The sequence below is a fragment of the Arthrobacter sp. 2RAF6 genome, from assembly GCF_052115205.1.
Taxonomy (GTDB): domain Bacteria; phylum Actinomycetota; class Actinomycetes; order Actinomycetales; family Micrococcaceae; genus Arthrobacter.
In genome coordinates, this window is the sequence record NZ_JBFRGF010000034.1 from 31,822 (window position 1) to 53,175 (window position 21,354).

Below are 21,354 nucleotides of genomic sequence, written 5' to 3' on the forward strand. Positions count from 1 at the left end.
TCTTCGCGCGTTCAGGCCCGACGGCGGCTGGTGAGTGCCGCCGTCGTCGGACGTTCTGCGCGGCTCAGGCTAGTTGCTGAGGTTGGCCAGGCGTTCGGGGCGGAGAAGCTCGTCGAGCTGCTCCGAGGTCAGCAAGCCGTGTTCGAGAACGAGCTCGGCGACACCCTTGCCGCTTGCCAGCGCTTCTTGGGCGATGGCAGTGGCGGAGGCGTAGCCGATGTGCGGATTGAGTGCCGTGACGAGTCCGATCGACTGCTCTACCGTGAGGCGCAGGCGTTCGGTGTTCGCGGTGATGCCCCGGATGCAGCGCGACGTGAGTGTGCGGCACGCGGCTTCCAGGTGGGAGATGCTCTTGTGGAGGCTGTGTACGATAATCGGTTCGAAGGCGTTCAGCTGGAGCTGTCCCGCTTCGGCTGCCATGGTGACTGTGACATCGTTGCCGATGACTTCATAGGCCACTTGGCTGACCACTTCCGGGATCACCGGATTGATCTTGCCTGGCATGATGGACGATCCCGACTGAACAGCCGGGAGGTTGATCTCGCCCAGTCCCGCACGCGGTCCGGAGGACAGCAAGCGGAGATCGTTGCAAATTTTGGAAAGCTTGACGGCGACGCGCTTGAGCACGCCCGAGAGGTGGACGAACGCACCCACGTCCTGGGTGGCCTCGATGAGGTCGACCGAGGTGACGAGGGGCAGGCCGGTGATCTCGGCCAAGTGCCTGCAGGCTGCTTCGGCGTATCCGACGGGGGCGTTCAGGCCGGTTCCGATGGCGGTGGCCCCAAGGTTGATCTCGTGGATGAGCAGCTGGGACTCGGCCAGACGCGCCCGGTCCTCGCCCACAGTCACGGCGTAGCCGCCGAATTCCTGGCCGAGGGTCATAGGGACGGCGTCCTGCAATTGCGTGCGGCCCATCTTGACGACGGTGCGGAATTCCTCGCCCTTTTCCGCGAACGCGACCTGGAGTTCCTGCAGACCCGAAAGAAGCCCCTGGACCGAGAAAATCGTGGCCAGGTTGACGGCGGTGGGGTAGACGTCATTGGTGGATTGGCTCAAGTTGACGTGGTCGTTCGGGTGCAGCCTGGCGTAGTCTCCCTTGGGGTGGCCAAGGATTTCGAGCGCCCGGTTGGCGATGACCTCGTTGGCGTTCATGTTGGAGCTGGTGCCAGCGCCGCCCTGGATGACGTCCACCATGAACTGCTCGTGGAGCTTGCCGTCCAGGATGTCCTGGCAGGCTTGCTCGATCGCCTCCGCCTGTTCGTCGTCCAGGAGGCCGAGCTCGCGGTTCGTGCGGGCGGCGGCGAGCTTGACTGCGGCGAGGCCCTTGACGAGGTTGGCGTTGCTGGCCAAAGGGTGACCGGTAATAGGGAAGTTCTCGATGGCACGCAGCGTGTGCACGCCCCAGTAGGCGTCAGCAGGGACGTCGCGGTCGCCGAGGAGATCGTGTTCCGAGCGGAACCCTGGAATTGTCGTGGAGTGCACGGCAGATGTCATTGCTGTCCTTTGGTCTTTGTGCTTGTTTGACTGCGCCAGTTGGAGTCAGTTGGATGCGAGGAAGTTCGCGGCACGGAGTACGCCAACAGGGTGGCCACCGCCCAACACAGGCGCGCTGGCGAGCATGGCGAGCTGGCCGCCGTCGAGCCCTAGCTCCTCAAGGACGCGGACGGTGACGGGCATGCGTGCGCGGTCGCCGCCGTCGGAGATCTTGATGGCGACGCCGGTGCCGTTGCGCAGGCCGATGAGCTGGAGGCCTTCAAAGCCGTCCTTGGCGAGCAACCCGGGAACCGTACGCATGATGGCTGTGACGTCGCGATCCTCGCCTGCCACCATCTCGGGGAAGGCTCGCATGGCGTGGGCTACCTGGCCTTCTGCTTCCGTGCTGTCCGCCGCGGCCATACGGCCATAGGCCCGGGCCATTCCGTGAAGGCTGTGGGCAAAGAGCGGAGTGCCGCAACCGTCCGTGCTGATGGCCGCGGGGTCTTCGCCCGTGAGCTCGGTGATGGTGTCCTTCACAAGCACCTGGAGGGGATGCTCGGGGTGCAGGTAGCCCTGGACAGGCCAGCCGTTGACTACGCACGTCGCGGCCATGGACGCGTGCTTGCCCGAACAGTTCTGCGCGAGCTGGGTGGGCTTGCCGCCTGCGCGGAGCCATGCTTCGCGCTCGGCGATGCCGTAGGGGAGGTCCGTGCTGTTTTCCAACGCGCTTTTGTCCAGGCCGTGCATTTCGAGGATGCGTGTGGCGCCGTCGAGGTGCATCGCGGCGCCGGAGTGGCTTGCCGCGGTGAGGGCGAGGAGGTTCTCCGGAAGCTTGAGCCCCGCGCGGACCATGGCGACCGCCTGCAGCGGTTTGAGCGACGACCGCGGGTAGAACGCACCATCGGGCTCGCCCGCTTCGAGGAGCGTATCGCCGTCCGGCCCGACGGCGATAAGGGAACCGTAGTGGATGCTCTCGACCAAGCCGTCGCGGGTCTGTTCCGCAAGGGGGACATGGCGCGGGGTTGGCGGATTGCTTGCTGCCGGGGTGGTTGCGGGCATAGCAGTGCGCGTTGCATGCGGGGTGGGCATGACTTCCTTCAGTTGGTGGATCATTTGCTGAGGATGGAGTCCAACGCAACGCTGACGGCGCTGAGATGGTCGGCCATGGCGGCTTCGGCGGCGGAGGCGTCGCCGGCTTCGATGGCTTCGACGATGCGGAGGTGTTCATCGTCTGAAACATGCTGGCGGTCGGCTACCATGTTCAAGGTTTCGGATTGATGGGCCAAGGCTTCGCGGATGTCTGCGACGACGCTTTCGAAGACCTTGTTGCCGCTTGAGCGGGCAATGGCAGAATGGAAACTGGCGTCGAGGCTGACCCAGGTCTCAGGGTCGGTCTCGGCTGCCATTGAACCGACGATTTCCTTGAGGTGTTCGAGGTCTTCCGGGCTGCGGCGTTTCGCCGCCAGGCCGGCTGCCGGGACTTCGATATGCGGGCGTGCCTCGTTGAGGTCCCGTGCCGAGTAGTGGCCGAGCGTGAGGTCATTGGCTACCCGGTCCGCGACGACGAACGTGCCTTTGCCGGTCTTGGTGACCGTCAGCCCGAGCGCAGTGCAGGAGCGGAGCGCCTCACGGACGACCGAGCGGCTCACTCCGTACTGCGCGGCCAAGGTGGCTTCAGAGCTGAGTTTGGTCCCCACTTCCACGGTTCCGTCTTCGATGTCCTGGCGGATGGCGCTGAACACGGCTTCCGCGGCACTGAAGCGGGCGAGGGGCCGGGGGCTTGATGGCCTGGGCGCTTGGGCCGGCCGGGGGCTTGTTGGTTGGGCCACTTGGGCTCCTTGGGCCGGCCCGGGGACGGCGCCGCTTGTGGCGGTGCGCTGGCCAGCCGCAGCTTTCTGGCTGATGGCTGGCTGTCCAGTGGCGGCCTGTCCGGCTGTCCGGCTGTCTGACAGGTTCACTCTACGAATATGGCACGGGTCACAGGGCGGTGTCAAGGTTCACCGGCTTGCTGGCTGAGCCTCCGACTTAAATGCTGAATGTCCGGATTTAATTGTCTGATGCTCTCATGACGTCGAGTGGGTTGATTTCTAGGGGCGCAGCCGGGCTTAGTCTTAATTGTTATGACTACCATGGCGAAAATCCTGATGCGATGAAGCCCATCGAATTTCCCGACTTCCTGTTCAGTTCTCCGCTTGCCAAGACCATCATTGAGCTTGAACGGATACGTAGTGACATGGGCGCCGGAACGACTCATCCTGCGATCTTTTCGCAGTTGAAGGACCTCTTCCAGCTGATGTCGAACATCATGAGCGCGCGAATCGAAGGAAACCGCACATCGATTGTCGACGCCGTGGCGGGTGTGGAACGAGCCGATCGCTATGGCGACGTGCAGCAAAATGATGGTGTTCAAGAGATCGTTCAGCTGCAACAAGCAACGGCCTTCGTCGATGCAACGGTGAGCCCGGGAACCACGCTGACACACGGACTCGTTCGGGAAATCCATCGAATATCGGTCGCAGGACTGGAGCGTGAGGGCGATCGTACGCCTGGGGCCTACCGGCTGAGCGATATCACCATCAGCGGATCTGCCCATCGCCCTCCCGCTCCGGGTGATGTCCACAGCGATATGACTTCACTCCTGGATTTCATCAACGCAGATGTCGAGCAGAACTTTGAACTGTTGAAGATCGCTTTAGCCCACCATCGCTTCGTATGGATTCATCCATTTGGGAACGGAAACGGGCGCGTTGGAAGACTCCTCACGTATGCGGCGATGAGGCGACACGGGTTCTCCGACGCCGCCGGCTACCGCGGGCTCAACCCTACTGCCGTGTTTGGCCAGAACAGAAGTCTCTACTACGAACGTCTCGAGGATGCTGCTTCGCTCGAGCCTGCGGCGCTCGTCCGGTGGTCTACCTATGTTTTGGAGGGACTCCTGGCTGACATGAGGAAACTTTCGATGTTGGGGACCCGGGGTTTCGTCACGGAAGAACTCATACTGCCCGCTTTACGAAGGGGACTGCAGACGGCGCGGTTTACGGCGAATGAAGCAAGCGCCCTGTTCATCGTCGCGAAGAAGGGGGAGGCGAAAGCCGCTGACCTTGAATCCGCTTTCCCGGGTTCGGCTGCAACGCGCAGCCAGAATATCCGGAAGCTCCTTGATCGAGGCGTCATCGAGCCGATTGGCGACGGTAGGAGGACTTACCGCCTCCGCCTGGCACCGAGTGAGTTAACACCGTTGCTGACATGGCGCCTCGACCAGATGGGATTCCTGCCTCAGATACTGAGAGACACTCAATAGGCCAGTTGGCCGAACAGGCATTCGTGAGGCGAACGAACTGCTGCCGGAGCATAATTGCATCCATGGCCAACCGTCCGCGCGGGGGATGGGAATCAACGATGCAGACAGCACCGCCCATCACGGTGGAGGTGCCGGTCCTCGGCATCGGGGCAGGACCCTCGGATTATGAGGAGTTAGCGCGATACGTGTTTGCCTTGCGTAGGCCGCCGGGATTGCACATGACGCTATTGCACCTGGGCGTCCTGGATGACTTTTGTCGGGACGTGGCTGATTGGACCAAGGGCAACACCAATGCCGAGTCCACCCTGCTCAGGACCGTCGCGTGGCTTGAGGCTCTGCCCGTGCTGGAGGCCTTCTCCGGCAGCGCCGAAAGGCTGATCATCCTAGGCAGCGGCGGAGTGTGCGGACTGGAAGTGGATGTGCCAGCCCCGGTACGTGACTATCAGGTCTCCCTCGTGCACGCCCTCCACGAGCTTTTGGATGAACTGCTGGTCGACAACATCGACGACTTCATCCTCAGCTCGCCAGCCCTTGGATTCCGCTCGCCCCGTTGGGTACCCCACGTCGCCGTGGGCAGGCCCCTGCACAGGGGCCGCGGACCGTGGGAGATCGGAACAGTGGAGGTTGTGTTCGGCGAATCGCGCATCAGGAACCGCCAGCATTTCCCTCAATTGCCGTAGTGGTACCTGCAAGCGGCGATAAGCACTTCGACGCCATCGTCGGTTTCGACGAACTTGTTCACCGTTTTTTGGGGTCGCCCTGGAATTCTTATCCGGGGCTTTTCAGCCGGATCGTCCGGGCCTGGTGGATGGCGGCCAGGGCAACCGCGCTGGCCGTGAGCCTGAGGGCGTGGACCCTGTACCACCGCTTCAACAGGGGCTTGCGGCGCGCCTCGTCGAGCGGCTGGGGGCTGAAGAACAGCTTGGGGTTGATGGACCGCAGCAGGTACGCCGTAGCGGCCGCACCCGTGGCGGAGCTGGCGGCGGCCACTATCAGCCAAGTCCTGCTGTCGGAATGCCTCCATCCGCTGATAAGGGCAGCGACGGCGGCAGGGGCACTGATCGGCGCGATCGGCGCGTAGTAGCGCCCGGGGCTTCCCGCTCCAAAGGGGGTTCGAGGGAGTTCACGGCTCGCTTCCGCAGCCGCGACCCGGTCCGGGATTTTGACGATGGCCTCGTAGAGATTGCCGAAGAACCAGTGTGCGTGGGTGAACTCCGCGACCCCCAAGAGCCGATCAGCGAACACATCCCGACCATCTGAAGAAGTCTGTCCCATGCCCACAATCTACCGCCGATGCGCAGCGCAGGGCATGTAGTTCGCCTTCCACGCAAGCTGGACGGGCTATATGGTCAACACCATGGTCTGAGGACCGTGAGGCCAAACGACCGGCGTGATGGAGGACTACCCTTGGTCGAGATCCGCATGATTTTGCCCGCAAATGTGCGCCATCGTTCCGGGGGAAATGTCTACAACGCGAGGCTGGTTGAGGCACTCCGCGCGGAGGGCGCAGAAGTCTCCGTCTGCACGCTCGACGGCGGCTGGCCTTCGGGAACTGCGGGAGACCGGAGTCGCTTTGCCGATGCATTTGCCGGAGGCGCCCCGCGCATCTACATTGTCGACGGCCTGATTGCCTCGGGCGCGCCCACGGAAATCGAGACAGCAACCAGTGCCGGGCACCGCGTCTGGGTGCTGCTCCACGTGCCCCCTTCCGGGGAGGATCCGCTCGAGAGGAGCGCGCTCTGCGCAGCGACAGGTCTTCTCTGCACCGGTTCCCGTACTGCCGAAGCGGCCAGAAGATTGGGCCTGAGCAACGTGCATCTGGCGACCCCCGGCGTAGATCTCCCATCGAAGGCACGCCCGAGTCCACGAGGGGCTGCGGCACCGCATTTCATGATGGTGGGCGCCCTGCTTCCCAATAAGGAGCAGATCTTCTTTGTCGACGCGCTGGCCCGGATCAAGGACCTGGCGTGGACCGCTGCCCTTGTGGGCTCCACAAAGGCAGACCCCTCCTACGCCGCAGCCGTGCAGGAGCGCATCCTCCGGAATGGACTTGAAAAGCGGGTGGAAAGAACGGCTGAGCTTTCCGGCCCGGCCTTGGAGGAACAGTGGCTCCGTGCTGATCTCAGTCTGTTGATCTCACACTCGGAGTCCTTCGGCATGGTGGTCCAGGAGTCCCTGGCTCACGGCATACCGGTAGTGGTCCGCAAGGGAACCGGCGCCGTCGAAGCGCTCGGCGCCCACGGTGCCGGTGAAGCGGTCGATCTCACCGCAGGAATCGGATCGCTGGAGAAGCTCCTGCGGAGATGGCTTGGCGACCCTGCCCTGCGGGAGGGATGGCGGGCAGCAGCCGAGGCAGCCAGCAGGGTGTTGCCGCGATGGGAAGACACCGCACGGGAGGTCCTTCGCGCCGTTACCGGGGAGTAAGGGCTTAGCTATAGGTGCTGGATGCCTGCGCGCTGCATCGCGTCCCGGTAGGTTTCGATGTTCTTGGCCAGGAGTTCCTGCTGCTTCGCCTCGGACAGGGCAAACGCCCGCCCACCGAGCGCGCTGGCTTTGTAGACCTTGATCCCGTGCTGCCGGAGCGGCGAGTGGTAGGTCTTCTCAAAGAGTGCAAGGAAGGCGGCGGCCTCCGCGCCGTGAGCGACGACGGCGGAAACCCGCTTGTTGATCTTGAGGAACTGGCGGAACGGGCGGAGCCCGTCGGTCTTCTCCTGTGCGCTCAGTGCCGGCGGCAGTTCCGGGTCGCGGACCCAGGGGTAGCAGTTCCACGGCATGACATAGCGGACGTCCAAGTCGGCTGAGTCATAGATCAGCTGCGCACGTCGGGCAGCGTCGTCATCGTTGAGGTGCGATACGAAACCCGAGGTAGGAGCCCGCCCCGGGCTGGTCTGGAGGGTGACGATCCGGCACTCATCTTCGTCATGCACCGGATCGATGTAAGGCACGGTAGAACCGGGCCTTTTGGCCATCAGTTCGTCGCACAGCTGCGTCACGGCAGCAATATTGGGCTCCTGTAGCAAAGCCCTTTTTTCGTCCCAGTCAATGGTCACGTTCTCTCCTTCGGCAGCGCGGCGTCCAGAATCGGCGTCTCTTGTCACTTTACGCGTCGCTCACGCTCCTGCAGAGCCGAGGGACAAAACTCCCCGACGCCGGGCCGTGCGGCGGGCTTCCCGTCCCGCCTGCCGGCTGGGCTACTGTCCCCTGAGCTTCTGCATATCGCGCCGGTCCTTCTTGGTGGGCCGTCCTGCGCCGCGATCGCGCTGCGGCAGCCCGAGGGCGGGCGCGGCGGGGCGCTCCGGAGTGTGGTCGGTAAAGCAGTGGGATGCTGCTTCGGCTCCTACCCTTTTTGCAATGAGCCTCCGGACCTCAAGGATTCGCTCGAAGCCAGGCTGTCGTACACGGATGGTATCGCCGATAATCACGGACTGGGAGGCCTTGACCGGGTTCCCGTTGATTCGCACATGTCCCGCCCTGCAAGCGGTTGTGGCCGCGGAACGGGTTTTGTAAGCACGGATGGCCCAGAGCCAGGCGTCAATGCGCACATTGCCGCTTTTTGATGTTTGGGCGGAAGTCGGAAGGCTAGTCATGATTGCGAACGAGTATAGTCGGCGCGCGGCCTCGGCCGTTGTCCGCACAGCCGATTACCGGCGTCGAAGTTCCGCGTATTCAAGGTGCGGGACGACGGTCCCTGCGTCCCGCTCCAGGAAGTTGGTGCCGGGCGCCACGATGTCGTCAATGGCATCCAGGACGGCTTCGTTGAGGACAACATCCGCGGCCTTGAGGTAATCGACCAGATGGTCCTCCGTGCGTGGACCGATAACCACGCTGCTGACGGCCGGATGATTCAGGGCGAAGCCGACAGCAAGCTGGATGAGGGTGAGCCCATGCCTCTCGGCGACGCGGGCCAAGGCATCGGCTGCCAGGAGCTTGTTCCTGTTGAAAGGTGCCGAGACGTCAAAGCGCCCGGGAACGGCCGACGCGCGGGAGCTTGCGGGCTGGGGAACTCCCACGCGGTAGTTCCCGGAGAGCCAGCCGCCGTCGAGCGGTCCATAGCTGAGCACGCCAAGGTTGTACTGCTGCGTGATCGCGAAGACGTCGCGCTCATTCGCGCGGACCAGCAAGGAATACGGCACCTGATCCACCACAGGCGGTATGAGGTGGTTCGTCGTCGCGATCCACTGTGCCTCCACAAGTTGCGACGGCGTGAACACCGACGTTCCGTAGTAGAGGATCTTGCCCTGCCGGATGAGGTCGTTGAGGGCCGTGATGGTTTCCAGGACGTCGGTGTTGTAGTCGGGGCGGTGTGCCTGGTAAAGGTCGATCCTGTCCGTCTGCAAGCGGTTCAGGCTGCCTTCCACGGCCTTCATGATCCAGCGCCGGGAATTCCCCGCGTGCGCGGGATTCGGCCCCATTTGTCCGTGGAACTTGGTGGAAAGGAAAACATCATCCCGCCTGCCATGGAGGGCCCGGCCCACAATAGCCTCTGCCTCGCCCTGCGAATAGATGTCTGCGGTATCGACGCTCGTGATGCCGGCGTCGAGGGCCGCATGGACAATGCGGATGCTTTCTTCGGCGCCCGTGGGCGCCGAACCCGTTCCGAGGTTAAGGGTTCCCAGGGTAAGGGGGCTGATCAGGGCGCCTGTGCGTCCCAGGGTTCGAAGCTCGCTGAGGCTCATCTCCGGCTTCCTCCGTGAAGAATCAAGGCTGTGCAATGGATTGACACGACGCTACACATGTCGTGGCCGAGGCGCTCGAAAAACGTACGAATTCTTCGCTTTTCGTATTGCGGGGTAATGAAAACAACGCATGACGAATTAAGAATTGACTTGAATCGACACGCAAATACACAAATATTGCTGTTATCTGCGTCCAGTGAATTAGTAGAAAGGCAGGCACGAAACTACAGAGAAAGGAACCCGCCATGACCCAGGTAACGGTGGATGGAGCCGCTTCGATCAAGCAGGCGTTCGCGCAATTTCCCTCAGGCGTGGCGGCCTTCAGTGCCATGGTCGGCTTCGTACCGGAGGCCCTGGTGGCATCGAGCTTCACAGTGGGAGTCTCGCTCGAACCACCGCTGGTCATGTTTGCGGTTCAGAACTCCTCCACCACATGGCCCAAGCTCCGGCGCGCCCCTCGTTTGGGTGTTTCCATTTTGGCCCAAGGCCAGGAATCCGTGTGCCTGCAGCTTTCCTCGCGGACGCAGGACCGATTCGCCGGCCTTGCGACCTCAACGAGCGACGCAGGTGCGGTGCTGATCGACGGCGCGGCGCTCGTGCTTGAATGCGAAGTGGTCTCCGAAACGCCCGCGGGCGACCACGCGATCGTCGTCCTCGAAGTGAAGTCCGTGGAGATCAACCACGACGCCGAGCCCCTCATCTACCACGGGGCCGGGTTCCGGCAACTGGCCGCCTGAGCTTGGGCGCGGCCCCAACTGACTCGCAGTAAGTGTCGTTATCGGGCGCCAAAACGACAACTGCGAGGGTGGCGGTGGGGATCAGTTGGGTCAGCCCGGGCACTGCGGACGCTAGGCCCGGGGGTGGGCCCCGGCAGAGGCTGTCATGCGGCCGGAAGACACAGGCTTGCCGCCGTGGGAGTCTCCCCGGTGTTCGCGGGCCGGCGCGGCAGTCCCGGGCGACTCCGCGGCGTTCCCTTCGGCGGGTTCCTTGTCAGAAGCAGGCGCTTCCTCATCGGCTGACGCTTCCTCATCGGCTGACGCTTCCTGCGCCCGTTCAGCATCGCGCGCTGCGGCCCGGGCGTCAGCCTCGGCGACGGCGGCAGCCCACTGGCTGTTCAGGACCGGAGGATCCTGCTTTACCGCAACCACAAAGGGATGTTCCTTGGCCTGGGTTGTGGCTACGGCGGCGGCCGTGGCTGCGATTCCGGCCTTGACCTGGGCGGGCCTCGGCCACGTCCGTGGGTTCACGAGCGACGTCCAAGGGAAGTTCAGGACAGCAGACCACGACGCCGACCACAGCAACCTTGCGGTCCCAATGATTCCAGGACGCGGTTTCGCGGGGACGAATGGCCCCGCGCCCGGCAAGCCGTCTTCCGCCGTCGTCGATTCCTCGGAATCCGACGGCGGGGCGGGGGCACGTCGAGGCCTCGGGGGCAGGTGCACAACCGGTACGGCATCGCGCCTCGGGAAGATCCCCACCATCGCGAGCAAGATGATCCAAACCAGCTTCGCGACGCCGGCCAGCACCAAGGTGACAACCATCAGGAAGGCCAAGCCAAGGAACATCAGCAAAGCCAGCCCGAGCGTTCCAAAAAAAGTCAGATTGAGGCCAAGTGTTGTTGGATCCTCCACGTAGCCTCCCCGAGCCAGAGTTGTGAGGTGGGCGCCGCAACCGAAGGTCTGCGGGCATGTCTTCTAGACTACGGGCGAAATCTGAATGAATCATCCGCCTAACTCCGGCTCGCCGAGGTTGTTTCGAAGCTGTTATCTGCTGTGGCAAAATTTGTTGCCTAGCTCTCACCTTCTCTTCCAGATAGGGCTTCAATGCCACTCGATCCGGTCCGTCTCCGCCTAGGCGCTTGCCCTTGTTTGTCCGGAGAGCAGTACACCGAGTGCTGTGGGCGCTTCCACCGCGGAGACGCGGACGCGCCGACGGCAGAACAGCTCATGCGTTCGCGCTACTCGGCCTTTGTGGTCCTTGACGGCGATTATCTTCTGCGCACGTGGCACCCTGACACCAGGCCTGCCGCGCTGGACCTGGACCCGGACATCGAATGGCGCCGGCTGGACATCCTGGCGACGCACCGAGGCGGCCCTTTGGACGCCGAAGGGACGGTCGAGTTCGCGGCACACTACCGTTCTGACGGCGAACGTGGAGTCCAGCGCGAAAACAGCCGCTTCTTGCGGATCGACCGGCGCTGGTACTACATCGACGGCGACGCCGGCTAGCGGTACTTCCGGTGCAGGCTCTCCTTCGACGAGGCGCCAGGGGTGGCGTCGGCGATCCACGGACCCGTTCCTTCGGATTGGTCAAGGATTCCCGCCTCAAGCCAGGCGTAGTCGCCCGCGAGGACATTCGAGGACAACTCATGATCGACGTCGTCGGTGTTCCGCCACAACTGATCGAAGTATCCGTCCACGCGAATCCGGGCTTGCTCGCAATAGGCTTCGGCAAGTTCGTACGCAGCTGCGCCTCGCTCCGGTGCGGTCTGGAGCAGCATCTCGGCCCGTGAGCAGCACGCCGCCATGGCAAACAACTCGGCCCCGATATCCACGATCCTGCCGAGGAACGCTTGTTTGTATTCAAGCCTCGCCTGCCAGCGGCCCATCCCGTAGAACGTCTGCCGGGCGAGCCGGCGCGAAGCCCGCTCCACATACCGCAGTTGCTTCGCGAGGCGCCCAAACTCAGCGTAGGACCGCGGGTCCATGCCGGCTCCGGCCACCAGCTTAGGGAGCCATTTGGCGTAGAAACCTGAGGCGCCGACGGCGGCACGCGCCTTCTCCTGCAGGGTTGCGTCCGCGGAGGCGAGCTCGCCCGCGGCCGAAAGGTGGGCATCGACGGCTTCACGGGCGATGAGCAGGCGCATGATCTCGGACGAGCCCTCGAAGATCCGGTTGATGCGCATGTCCCTCAGCAACTGCTCGGCGGCCACCGCGCGTTCCCCGCGGTCCTCCAGGGAATCCGCCGTCTCAAATCCACGGCCACCTCGGATCTGCACCAACTCATCAGCCACCGTGTAGCTGAGTTCAGTGGACCAAAGCTTGGCCAGCGCGGCCTCGATCCGCACATCCTTCTGGCCGGCATCGGCCATCTCGGCAGACAGTTCAAAAACGGCTTCAAGGGCAAAAGTGGTGGCGGCGATGAACGCGATCTTCTTGCCGACGGCCTCGTGTTTTCCGACCGGCCGGCCCCATTGGGTGCGGGCGTTGGACCATTCGCGGGCGATCTTCAACGACCACTTACCCGCCGCTACGCACAGCCCGGGTATCGAGAGCCGGCCGGTGTTGAGCGTGGTGAGCGCGATCTTGAGGCCCTGGCCTTCGCGGCCCAGCCGGTTGGCTGCCGGTACGCGGACCTGGTGGAACCGTGTCACGCCGTTCTCTATGCCGCGCAGGCCCATGAAGGCGTTGCGGTTCTCGACGGTGATGCCGGGGGAGTCCATTTCCACGACGAACGCTGTGATCCCGCCCTTGAGGACCGTGCCGTCGGGGGCGGTGCGGGCAGGAACAACCGCCATGACCACTACCAGTTCGGCGATCACGCCGTTGGTGGTCCAAAGTTTGACGCCGTCCAAAAGGTAAGACTCGCCGTCGTCGCTTGGCACCGCGGTGCAGCCCATCCGGGCGGGGTCGCTGCCGACATCGGGCTCTGTCAGCAGGAATGCTGTGATGGCGCCGGCGGCGCAACGCGGCAAGTACTCCTGCTTTTGTTCGGGCGTGCCGAAGACTTTGACCGGCTCCGGGACGCCGATGGACTGGTGGGCCGAAAGCAGCGCGCCAAGGCTCGGGTGGACTGACCCCAGCAGTGCCAACGCCCTGCCGTAATAGACCAGCGACAGGCCCAAACCGCCATACTCGCGCGGAATCTTCATGCCGAAAACGCCTAGTTCGGTGAGGCCTGCGAGGTATTCGTCCGGGATCTTGGCATCGCGTTCGATGGTCCGGCCGGACATGGTGGCGCAGAACTCCGTCAGCTTCGCCATGAACTCTTCGCCGCGCTCGACGTCTTCGGCTCTTGCCTGGGGCCACGGATGGATCAGCCCGAGATCGAAGTCTCCCAAATACAGTCCCTTGGCGAAACTCGGGCGGTTCCATTCGGTGTCGCGGGCGGCCTCGGCGACGGCGCGGGCTTCTGCGGCCGTGACGCCGCTGCTCTTGTTATCAGTGGCGGAGGTCATGGGAGGACTCCTCTTGCCGGTTGTGCCGGTTCGAGCCCAGGATCCGCCTCGGGTGGGGGACCCTTCAGCTGTCCCTCAATGCTACCCGCGGGTAGGTACCTGTGCTAGGGGCGGTTTGCGATGGGAATTCCACCGGCAGTTCCACTTTTCCGGCCTGGTGGACCAGCTGGTCCCACGCAAAATTGATGCCGTGGACCAGCCCGCCCAGCACGTTCTTCACGGTGTACCAGGCGAGGCTCCCGGCTCCGACCAACGCAAGGGCGGCCATGGCCGCTACCGCGATGAAGGCTGCCAAAACCAGGCCAAGGATGAGTGTTCCCGCGAAGACATAAGTGCTGCTGTCTAAAGTGGTCAAGTCGAACTGCATTGGGTCCCCTCCGCAACGCTGCCAAAGCCGACGTCGGAGCGTCGACGTCGTTGGTGTCGACACTAGGGGTGGCATCAACGGTTCTGCCAGCAACGACACCGGAGCCGGGCCTGTTGATACGCGATCGAAACCATACCGCTAGGTAGGTCACGGAAGGGTTGCGGCGCACCCTGCGTTAACCTTGTACGGGGCAGTTTTCGGGATTTCCGCTGCCAGACGGTTCCGCGGCAGCTGAAGGAGAGTAAGTGTCCCGCTCAGCAATGTCCTCAGCCGACGCCATCAGTGCACGGCTCAGAGACCTCGAACTCCTGACCAAAGGCCCCGCATGGGCTCTCACGCGCTCGGCCCCCTGGGTCATTGCGGTGCTCCAGGCATCCTTCACCCGAACAAGGCCGCAGCTTCCGCTCGAAGAGTTCCATGCCGACGTCGATGCTTTCCTGGAGCAGCTCCGCAGGCAGGATCCCGGACTGGGCGGCCAGGGGAGCGGCAAGGCGTTCGCCGACGAATGGACCCGCAAGCAGTTCCTCACCCGACGCAGCCAGTCCGGCCAGATCGTCTACGAAATCACCGAGGCCGCCGCGCGCGTCCTGGCTTTCCTCGATAGCCTCTCCAGCGAACGCTCCACCCTCAACGGTTCCCGGCTCGGAACGCTGCTGGGCGACGTCGAAAAGCTCGCCAATGAGACGAACCCGGACCAAAGCGCCCGTTTGGAATCCCTTGAAGACGAGATCCAGGAGCGCCAGCAGTTGATCGAAGACATCAGCTCGGGCGACTTCGACGGTCTCTTGGACGATGAGGAAGCCGTCGAAGCAGCCGGGAACATCCTCGACCTTGCGGCGAGCCTGCCTGCCGACTACAAAAAGATGCGCGACCGCATCGAAGAACTTGTAGGGGAGCTCCGCAACCAGATCATCGAGGAGTCCCTCAGCAAGGGCGCCACCATGGCCCAGGTCCTGGAGGCGGACAAACGCTTGCGGCAGAGTCCCGAAGGCCGCACGTTCCGCTCCTTCACGGCGTTCCTCGAGGACCCGCAGCAACAGTTGCGTTTCCGTTCAGCGATCGGCGACGTGTTGAGCCGCCACTTCGCGGACGACCTGAGCCATGAGGACCGGGAAACCCTCAAAAACCTCGTGGCGGAACTGCGTACCCAGCACAGCCAGATCCAGCGCATCTACGGCAGGCTGTCCGAAAGCCTCAACAACTACATCCAGAGCGACGACATCCGCCAGTCCGTCCGGCTCCGGCAGGTCCTGCGCGAAGCCGAACAGGCTATTCGCTCCATGCCCTACGAACGCGACCGTCCCGGCCTTGTCCGCGGCCCGGTGTTGTTCAACGCGGGATTCGAATCGCTCGCCATGGTCAAGCTCTTCGATCCGGATGAGTTCGCGGCGCCTCCAAAGCTCGCCGACCCCATCGCCTTCAGCGATTCCGACCGCGTGCGTTCGCTGCGCTCCGCGAAGGCAAGGCCCGACGTCGTCCGCTCGGCAATGGCGGGCGCCTCCACACTGGCGGAGGCCTGGACGAACCTCCCGGAGGAAGAACGGCACATCAACACGGTCCGGGCCCTCCTGTCCGAAGCGCTGCACGGTGGTGCGGCGTTCGACCGGGCCGCCTGGGAAAACGTCGACTTCGAACAAATCGATGGCAGCACACGCACCGCGTACCTGCCGCTCGTGACGCTGACTAAGGATTCCGATGACTGACGCCCACCCCACCGAGCTTGCCCCCTCTTCGGAGCAAGGAGTGGACATAACGCAGCATGTCCAGTCCGAGGCTCCCCAAGACGGACATGCGCATTCCTGGACGGCGGAACCTGCGGCGGAGAATGGACATGTCCACCCGGATCCGTTCCGAGTCACGCCCCGCGACACGTTCGTCGACGGCGCGGCGCTGTTCCCGGGCGACACCGGCGTGCTGCCCATGAAGGTCCGCCAGGCCCTCGTGCGGCTACTCAAGGGCCCGTATGTCGACGGCGGCCGCGACGAAAAGCTCTGGACGACCCTTCTGGACAACCAAGTGATTCTCCGCAGCCGGCTTTCGGAGCTCTTCCTGAACCTGCAGCTGGACCACGAACGCAAGATCGCGGTGCTCCGACCCGTCGATCCCGAAGCCATCGGAGGAAGCACCCGCTCGAGCATCCTTCGCCAACAACGCGCGTTGAGCCGGGTGGAAACCATCGTGCTTCTGCGCTTGAGGCTCCTCCTCGACCGCCATGTGACGGCCCAGACCGACCCGGTGATCAACCGCGAAGAAATCGCCGAGCTCGTGGCGCACTACCAGCCATCCGGCCAACAAGACGCCCTCCGCGACACCGACGTCGTGAACCGTACAATCACGAAGCTCCTGGCCCGCCAACTCCTCCTGGCCACGGGCATCGAGGACACTTTCGCCATCTCCAGGGCCCTCCCCCTAGCCCTCCCCTTCGAAAACATCGGCGACATCCCGGCCCAAATCGAAGCACTGATCGCAATAGCAGCCGACGAATCAGGCACGGAACCCCTCATCGAACTAACAGATGCGGACGACGACGGCGACGAAGGCGACGCTTCCGAGCTGCCCGATGACACCGAGGTGGATGACACCAACGGCGACGAACGAGCCGCAGCGGTGGATGCCGGCCAGGGAGTGGCATCGGGCCTGCCGGAGCCGCGCGCCGAGCTGATCGAAGATCAGCCGAGCGGCGAAGGGGCGGGGCCGGCATCCACCGCGGAGGCAAAGGCGACCACAACTGACGCAACCACAAAGAACGCAACCGAGAGGGAGGCGGCCAAATGACCATTGCGACGATGCTTCCGATCGGCGAACTCACGAACCCGGGCCAGATGCGCCTTGCCCTGGTCCAAGTGGTCAACTGGGGCACGTTCCATGGCGCCCACACGATGCACGTGGACCGCAACGGCACGTTGCTCACAGGCAATTCGGGCGTCGGCAAGTCGACCCTCTTCGATGCCATGCTGCGCGTTTTCGATGCCCGTCCGCGCTCCAATGAAGCTGCCGCGCAGCGGGCTGGCGGGGCTGTGGAGGACAAGAGGACCACCTTCACGTACATGCGTGGAAAAGTGGGTGACAAGGCCGTGGGCGAGGGTTCGGCGAGTGCCTTCCAGCGCCCGGGTGCCACCTGGTCCGCCGTCGCGCTGACGTTCGACAATGCGGCCGGAACCAATATCACTATCTCGGCCCTCTTTGACCTGCCAAAGAACGGCACGGAGTCCAGCGTCGGCCGGTTCTACGTGATTGACAACAAGCCCCTGGATCTCGGAGCGATCGAGGGCATCGCGGAGAAGCGCTTCACCAAGGGCGCGCTTGAGACCATCTTCCCGGATGCCCAGACCTTCGATGTCCACAAGGCTTTTGCGGAGCGTTTCCGCAGGCTTCTCGGCATCAACTCGGACCAGGCGCTTCCGCTTTTGCGTGTGATCCAGGCCGGTAAGGGGCTCGGCGGCAGCGTCAACACGTTCTTCCGCGACCAGGTGCTCGACGCACCCGCGACGCTCACTGCTGCGGACGACGTCGTCGAGGAATTCAGCAACCTCATGTCCATCAGGCAGCGGCTGGAGGACGTCCGCCAGCAGCGTGATCAGCTCGCTCCCGTTCCCGGGATGAATAAGGAGTATGCCCAGTCGCTGCTGGAGGCCAACCGGCTCCGGGAGCTCAGCGGCGAGGAATTCGACGCCTACAAGCAGCAGCTCTCGGTCACGGTCCACGCCAGGACCTTGGCCCGCTTCAAGGACCTTGCCCAGGCGAAAGCCAAGGAGCTTAGCGCTGAGCGAGGGGTCCGCGACGCGCTCGCCAAGGAACTTCGCCAGCTCGAATCGGATTACAACAACCAGGGCGGTAACGCGATTTCGGCGATCGAGCAGTCGCTTGAAAATGCCCGGGTCGGCCTCAAGCTTCGCCAGCAGGTCGAGGAAGCGGCCCGCCAAGCACTGGCCGACGCCGGACTCAACCTTGAGTGGACGGCTGAGGGGTGGGACCAGGCCCACGAGCAGGCCGCGAGCCGCTCCGTCGAACTCAAGGACGATTCCGAAGCGCTGAGGGAACTCCGGTTCGAAGCCTTCGACGGCCACGCCACCAAGAAACGCGAACTCGCCGCAGCCCAGCAGGAGCTCGTCTCGCTGAAGACGCGCAAGTCCCTGCTGCCGCCGTCGAGCATTGAAAACCGCACCGCGATCGCCGCAGCCACCGGCGTTCCCGAGGACCGCATGCCCTTTGGAGGCGAGCTGATAGACCTCGCCGAGGGGGAGGAACAGTGGCGGCCCGCGGCCGAGCGCGCCCTGCGGAACCTGGCCACGACGCTGTTGGTTCCGGGCGAGCATTTCGCTGCGGTCACGCGCTACCTGAACGACAACACTGTCCGCGGCGCGCTGCGGGCCGTGGACGTTTCCAAACCGCTCGCGGGCGGCGCTTTGGCTGTGGAGGACGTGTCCGACGGCGATTTGCTGACGAAGCTGAACATCCTCACCTTGGGTGCCAATGAGAACGCCGGACAGTGGATCCGCGAGCGGATCGCCCTCGATTTCGCCTACCCGTGTGTCGAGGACCCGGACGAGCTCGCCAAGCTGGACAAAGGCCTGAGCCTGGGCGGAGTGGTCAAGCGCAACAGGCACACCGTGGAGAAGGACGACCGCTTCACGAGCCGGCAGGACTACGTTCTCGGTTTCGACAATGCTTCCAAGCTTGAGCTCGTGGCGGCGAAAGTCGGCGAGCTTGAAAACGAGCTTCTGAAGGCCGCAGAACTCGCCCAAAGCCGCGAGGATTCCCACCAAGGCATGACGCGCCAGCTCGAAGCGTTGCGCCGCATCGCCGACGACGAACGTGGCTGGGATCAGGTCTCTGCAGCAGTGGCGGCCGAGGAGCTGGCGAAGATCGAACAGCGGCTCAAGGACGCCTTGGCAGCGCAGGCCGACTTGGAACCTTTGCGTGCAAACATCGAGGCCGTACGCGAAAAGCACCAGTCCTCCACAGGGTCGGCGGCGGTTTTGCAGAGCGAATACAGGACGCTCGACCACCAGATGACCACGGCTGACGCACTCCTTGATGCCGCACGCAACCGCCTGGACCAGGCGCCGCCGTCGGGCACTACTGTTACTGCCCTCGAACCGTACTTCAGCGCATTCGGTGAGGTTGGCGAGCTCCACGAACTCGACACCCTGGCTGCCGAAGTCCGGAGCAAGCTCCTGGCGGAACTGCACGCCGCCGAGTCGCGCGGGCAGGCGTTGGCCGAGCGGCTGACGCGCATGTTCGAAGGATTCGTACGCGAATGGGGCACCGCCATTTCCGCGGACCACGGCACCTCGATCGGTGCTGCGGGGGAGTTCGAGTCCCGCTATCACCAGATCGTCAGCGAAGGGTTGCCCGCGCAGGAAGCCGAATTCCGGCAGTTCTTCAACCAGCGCACCCACGAATCGTTCAGCACGCTGCTCCACCTGCTTGACGAGGAACGCCGCGCTATCACGAGCCGCATCCTGCCCCTCAACGGCATCCTGTCCGAGGTCAATTTCCACGAGGGCAGCTTCCTGGAACTCGACATCAAGCAGACGCTGCCCGCCACCGCGAAGCAGTTCAAGGACGCCATCCACAACGCGTTGAAGACGCGTCACTCGCGGCCGTCCCGCGCGGCCGGCGCGGCTTCGGGTGCCGGGGCCCCGAGCGAGGCGGACGACGACGTCGAACTCACCAACCGCTACAAGTCGCTTGAGACCCTGGTCAAGCGGCTCGGTTCGCAGACCCCCGAGGACCGGCGATGGCGAGCCGAGGTGCTGGATGTTCGCGGGCATCTCTTCATCCAGTGCAAGGAGCACCGCTCCGTCCAAGGCCCGCGGGGTGGAAAGAAGACCGAGGTATACATGCACGCGGACACCGGCTCGATGTCCGGTGGTGAGCGGCAACGCTTCACGGCGTTCATCATGGCGGCGGCCCTGAGCTACCAGTTGGGCATCGCTGAGCAGGGTTTCACGACCTATGGAACGGTAATGATGGACGAGGCGTTCGTCCTGGCCTCGGAGGAGTTCGCCGGTGCAGGCATCAAGGCCCTGCACGAGTTCGGCTTCCAGTTGTTGCTGGCCGCGCCCGAAAACGTCATTGACCTGTCCCGGCACCTTGGCTCCGTCACGGAAATCCTGCGCGACAAACGAACCAACCGCTCCGGCGTGCTCACGGCTCCCGTCATCGGCGGTCCGGGCGTGCCCGGCGAATGGCGTTCCGAAGCCAACCCCGTGGACATCGTCCTCCGCTAGCCCCGACGCCCGCTCACCTATAGCGGTTTTCGGCGGGACGCTCGCTCACCTATGTGGCACTTTCGGCGGACGCCCGCTCACTAGACGAGAGCCGGCGTCGGGGGTTTTGCCCTCAAAAGTGAGCGGGCGTTTGCCGCCGCGGCGTCTACTTTCCTTGGACCCGCCCCAGGAACTGGGCGGTCCGGGACTGCAGTCCGGCGATTTGGCGAACGACTACGGCGGCCGGGTCCGGATTGATCTCGTTCGCCGGGGGCTCCTTGCGGACGTTGGCGCAGCAGCCGAATTCGGCACAGATCAACGTCCCCACGGTATTGCCGTCGCGCCCCGATTGGCCTGCGCGCTTGGCAACCCAAAGATAGACATCGTCTTTGGAAAACACGTCGCGGCACAATTCGCAAAGGACCGAGCGCTTCTTGCCGGAGCCTCCCTCGGGCGCGCGCAGCATGATGCCAGTGAGCGAACTATCGTTCGGAAGGACGAGGTAGCCCCGCATCGGCATCTTTTCGTCGCGCCAGCCAAGGAATTCGAGGCTGTCCCAGTCGAGGGAATCGAAGTCCTTCGGGAGGTTGAGTTTGGTGGCCTCCGAGCGGCTCGCATTGATGAATGAGGAACGGATTTGTTGAGCGCTGATTTTCTGCACGGCGAAGTTCTTTCAGATCGTTTGGGCTCCGAAGAGTAAGGACGCTGGCGTTCGGCGATCTGAGGGCACGACAAAGGAACCCTTCGCGTGCTGCTCGTGCGGGGCGGCGGGGTTAGTTTCCCTGGCCGCCGAGCGGGATGGCCGACGCAGAGGGGGATGCAAAGTAGGCCAACACGGCCACCTCGCCAACCATGGCAGCGCCAACGTGTGCAGTGCGCATGCTCATCCTCTCGATCTCCGCCGCTTTCGCGGCCCTGGCGCGGTCCGTTGAATCAACCGGCTCTGTCATCTTTGCAAACGCCGTCCTCGGTGTCCAAAAATCCCGACTATAGGTGAGCGGGCCCCTCATCGTCAAGCTGGTTGTGAGTCATTCATTACCTGTTGATTGAAGGAGCCGGCGATGGCCGTTGATAACAAGGGTTTTACGCGTGAAGAGATCCGTGAGTTCATGCATGAGTACTATTTGCAGCCGCACGGGACG

The 21,354-nt window shown here is 63.7% G+C and carries 18 protein-coding genes and 1 pseudogene; 8 read left to right on the top strand and 11 right to left on the bottom strand.

Annotated features, from left to right (window positions below):
- Nucleotides 1-69: 69 nt before the first annotated feature.
- Genes aspA through AB4Z38_RS19980 form a run of 3 tightly spaced genes read right to left on the bottom strand, consistent with a single transcriptional unit; the run spans nucleotide 70 to nucleotide 3,305 of the window.
- Nucleotides 70-1,494, bottom strand: a complete 1,425-nt coding sequence (gene aspA, locus AB4Z38_RS19970; RefSeq protein WP_441431317.1) for an aspartate ammonia-lyase — start codon at nucleotides 1,492-1,494, stop codon at nucleotides 70-72.
- A 45-nt stretch (nucleotides 1,495-1,539) separates the two neighbouring features.
- Nucleotides 1,540-2,565 carry an asparaginase gene (locus tag AB4Z38_RS19975; RefSeq protein ID WP_441431318.1) on the bottom strand — a complete coding sequence of 342 codons (1,026 nt, stop codon included), beginning with the start codon at nucleotides 2,563-2,565 and terminating at the stop codon, nucleotides 1,540-1,542.
- A gap of 20 nt (nucleotides 2,566-2,585) precedes the next feature.
- Nucleotides 2,586-3,305, bottom strand: a complete 720-nt coding sequence (locus AB4Z38_RS19980; RefSeq protein WP_441431319.1) for a FadR/GntR family transcriptional regulator — start codon at nucleotides 3,303-3,305, stop codon at nucleotides 2,586-2,588.
- A gap of 320 nt (nucleotides 3,306-3,625) precedes the next feature.
- On the opposite strand from AB4Z38_RS19980, the gene AB4Z38_RS19985 reads away from it, so the two are divergent.
- Nucleotides 3,626-4,777 carry a Fic family protein gene (locus AB4Z38_RS19985; RefSeq protein WP_441431320.1) on the top strand — a complete coding sequence of 384 codons (1,152 nt, stop codon included), beginning with the start codon at nucleotides 3,626-3,628 and terminating at the stop codon, nucleotides 4,775-4,777.
- A 98-nt stretch (nucleotides 4,778-4,875) separates the two neighbouring features.
- The gene (locus AB4Z38_RS19990) at nucleotides 4,876-5,457 is read left to right on the top strand and encodes a hypothetical protein (protein WP_441431321.1); all 582 of its coding nucleotides are present in this window, start codon (nucleotides 4,876-4,878) and stop codon (nucleotides 5,455-5,457) included.
- Nucleotides 5,458-5,545: 88 nt separating this feature from the next.
- Here AB4Z38_RS19990 and AB4Z38_RS19995 read toward each other — a convergent pair whose 3' ends face one another.
- Nucleotides 5,546-6,052: a hypothetical protein gene (locus AB4Z38_RS19995; protein WP_441431322.1), complete on the bottom strand. Its 507-nt coding sequence runs from the start codon at nucleotides 6,050-6,052 to the stop codon at nucleotides 5,546-5,548.
- A 147-nt stretch (nucleotides 6,053-6,199) separates the two neighbouring features.
- Between AB4Z38_RS19995 and AB4Z38_RS20000 the strand changes: the two genes are divergently transcribed.
- Entirely contained in the window at nucleotides 6,200-7,201 is a 1,002-nt protein-coding gene (locus AB4Z38_RS20000; protein WP_441431323.1) for a glycosyltransferase family 4 protein, read from the top strand.
- Nucleotides 7,202-7,209: 8 nt separating this feature from the next.
- On the opposite strand, the gene AB4Z38_RS20005 is transcribed toward AB4Z38_RS20000, so the two are convergent.
- From AB4Z38_RS20005 to AB4Z38_RS20015, 3 genes are all read right to left on the bottom strand, one after another.
- Nucleotides 7,210-7,827, bottom strand: a complete 618-nt coding sequence (locus AB4Z38_RS20005) for a uracil-DNA glycosylase (protein ID WP_059388685.1) — start codon at nucleotides 7,825-7,827, stop codon at nucleotides 7,210-7,212.
- A gap of 141 nt (nucleotides 7,828-7,968) precedes the next feature.
- Nucleotides 7,969-8,364 (bottom strand): RNA-binding S4 domain-containing protein, encoded by a 396-nt coding sequence (locus AB4Z38_RS20010; protein ID WP_441431324.1) that lies wholly within the window; start codon nucleotides 8,362-8,364, stop codon nucleotides 7,969-7,971.
- 54 nt (nucleotides 8,365-8,418) lie between these two features.
- Complete coding sequence (locus AB4Z38_RS20015) at nucleotides 8,419-9,453, bottom strand: aldo/keto reductase (RefSeq protein WP_441431325.1); 1,035 nt, start codon at nucleotides 9,451-9,453, stop codon at nucleotides 8,419-8,421.
- Between the two features lie 245 nt (nucleotides 9,454-9,698).
- Between AB4Z38_RS20015 and AB4Z38_RS20020 the strand changes: the two genes are divergently transcribed.
- Nucleotides 9,699-10,190 (top strand): flavin reductase family protein, encoded by a 492-nt coding sequence (locus AB4Z38_RS20020; protein ID WP_441431326.1) that lies wholly within the window; start codon nucleotides 9,699-9,701, stop codon nucleotides 10,188-10,190.
- 111 nt (nucleotides 10,191-10,301) lie between these two features.
- Here the strand turns inward: AB4Z38_RS20020 and AB4Z38_RS20025 are convergent, their stop codons facing one another.
- Nucleotides 10,302-11,084, bottom strand: coding sequence for a hypothetical protein (locus AB4Z38_RS20025; RefSeq protein WP_441431327.1), 783 nt, complete (start codon nucleotides 11,082-11,084; stop codon nucleotides 10,302-10,304).
- Between the two features lie 192 nt (nucleotides 11,085-11,276).
- Between AB4Z38_RS20025 and AB4Z38_RS20030 the strand changes: the two genes are divergently transcribed.
- Nucleotides 11,277-11,681 carry a YchJ family protein gene (locus AB4Z38_RS20030; RefSeq protein WP_441431328.1) on the top strand — a complete coding sequence of 135 codons (405 nt, stop codon included), beginning with the start codon at nucleotides 11,277-11,279 and terminating at the stop codon, nucleotides 11,679-11,681.
- Here AB4Z38_RS20030 and AB4Z38_RS20035 read toward each other — a convergent pair.
- Together AB4Z38_RS20035 and AB4Z38_RS20040 are read right to left on the bottom strand one after the other, a co-directional pair.
- A complete protein-coding gene (locus tag AB4Z38_RS20035; RefSeq protein ID WP_441431329.1) occupies nucleotides 11,678-13,630 on the bottom strand; it encodes an acyl-CoA dehydrogenase family protein in 1,953 nt (650 codons plus the stop codon). The genes AB4Z38_RS20030 and AB4Z38_RS20035 overlap by 4 nt on opposite strands.
- Before the next feature lie 64 nt (nucleotides 13,631-13,694).
- Nucleotides 13,695-13,997 (bottom strand): hypothetical protein, encoded by a 303-nt coding sequence (locus tag AB4Z38_RS20040; protein WP_441431330.1) that lies wholly within the window; start codon nucleotides 13,995-13,997, stop codon nucleotides 13,695-13,697.
- 245 nt (nucleotides 13,998-14,242) lie between these two features.
- Here AB4Z38_RS20040 and AB4Z38_RS20045 point away from each other — a divergent pair, with 245 nt between their 5' ends.
- The 3 genes and pseudogenes from AB4Z38_RS20045 to AB4Z38_RS20055 all read left to right on the top strand — a co-directional run bounded on the left by AB4Z38_RS20045 (nucleotide 14,243) and on the right by AB4Z38_RS20055 (nucleotide 20,233).
- The gene (locus tag AB4Z38_RS20045; protein WP_441431331.1) at nucleotides 14,243-15,700 is read left to right on the top strand and encodes a DUF3375 family protein; all 1,458 of its coding nucleotides are present in this window, start codon (nucleotides 14,243-14,245) and stop codon (nucleotides 15,698-15,700) included.
- Nucleotides 15,693-16,568 (top strand): annotated as a pseudogene (locus AB4Z38_RS20050) (DUF4194 domain-containing protein); the annotation flags it as partial. The gene AB4Z38_RS20045 and the pseudogene AB4Z38_RS20050, both read left to right, overlap by 8 nt.
- 200 nt (nucleotides 16,569-16,768) lie before the next feature.
- Nucleotides 16,769-20,233: an ATP-binding protein gene (locus AB4Z38_RS20055; protein WP_441431332.1), complete on the top strand. Its 3,465-nt coding sequence runs from the start codon at nucleotides 16,769-16,771 to the stop codon at nucleotides 20,231-20,233.
- A 145-nt stretch (nucleotides 20,234-20,378) separates the two neighbouring features.
- Here AB4Z38_RS20055 and AB4Z38_RS20060 read toward each other — a convergent pair whose 3' ends face one another.
- Nucleotides 20,379-20,873 (bottom strand): FBP domain-containing protein, encoded by a 495-nt coding sequence (locus tag AB4Z38_RS20060; RefSeq protein WP_441431333.1) that lies wholly within the window; start codon nucleotides 20,871-20,873, stop codon nucleotides 20,379-20,381.
- Between the last annotated feature and the right edge of the window lie 481 nt (nucleotides 20,874-21,354).

Excerpts from the sequence above, each read along its gene's own strand:
- AB4Z38_RS19995 (WP_441431322.1), bottom strand. The coding sequence starts at position 6,052 with ATGGGACAGACTTCTTCAGATGGTCGGGATGTGTTCGCTGATCGGCTC.
- AB4Z38_RS20015 (WP_441431325.1), bottom strand. The coding sequence starts at position 9,453 with ATGAGCCTCAGCGAGCTTCGAACCCTGGGACGCACAGGCGCCCTGATC.
- AB4Z38_RS19985 (WP_441431320.1), top strand. The coding sequence starts at position 3,626 with ATGAAGCCCATCGAATTTCCCGACTTCCTGTTCAGTTCTCCGCTTGCC.
- AB4Z38_RS20030 (WP_441431328.1), top strand. The coding sequence starts at position 11,277 with ATGCCACTCGATCCGGTCCGTCTCCGCCTAGGCGCTTGCCCTTGTTTG.
- AB4Z38_RS20010 (WP_441431324.1), bottom strand. The coding sequence starts at position 8,364 with ATGACTAGCCTTCCGACTTCCGCCCAAACATCAAAAAGCGGCAATGTG.
- AB4Z38_RS20000 (WP_441431323.1), top strand. The coding sequence starts at position 6,200 with ATGATTTTGCCCGCAAATGTGCGCCATCGTTCCGGGGGAAATGTCTAC.
- AB4Z38_RS20035 (WP_441431329.1), bottom strand. The coding sequence starts at position 13,630 with ATGACCTCCGCCACTGATAACAAGAGCAGCGGCGTCACGGCCGCAGAA.
- AB4Z38_RS19990 (WP_441431321.1), top strand. The coding sequence starts at position 4,876 with ATGCAGACAGCACCGCCCATCACGGTGGAGGTGCCGGTCCTCGGCATC.
- AB4Z38_RS20020 (WP_441431326.1), top strand. The coding sequence starts at position 9,699 with ATGACCCAGGTAACGGTGGATGGAGCCGCTTCGATCAAGCAGGCGTTC.
- AB4Z38_RS19975 (WP_441431318.1), bottom strand. The coding sequence starts at position 2,565 with ATGCCCACCCCGCATGCAACGCGCACTGCTATGCCCGCAACCACCCCG.
- AB4Z38_RS20040 (WP_441431330.1), bottom strand. The coding sequence starts at position 13,997 with ATGCAGTTCGACTTGACCACTTTAGACAGCAGCACTTATGTCTTCGCG.
- AB4Z38_RS20055 (WP_441431332.1), top strand. The coding sequence starts at position 16,769 with ATGACCATTGCGACGATGCTTCCGATCGGCGAACTCACGAACCCGGGC.
- aspA (WP_441431317.1), bottom strand. The coding sequence starts at position 1,494 with ATGACATCTGCCGTGCACTCCACGACAATTCCAGGGTTCCGCTCGGAA.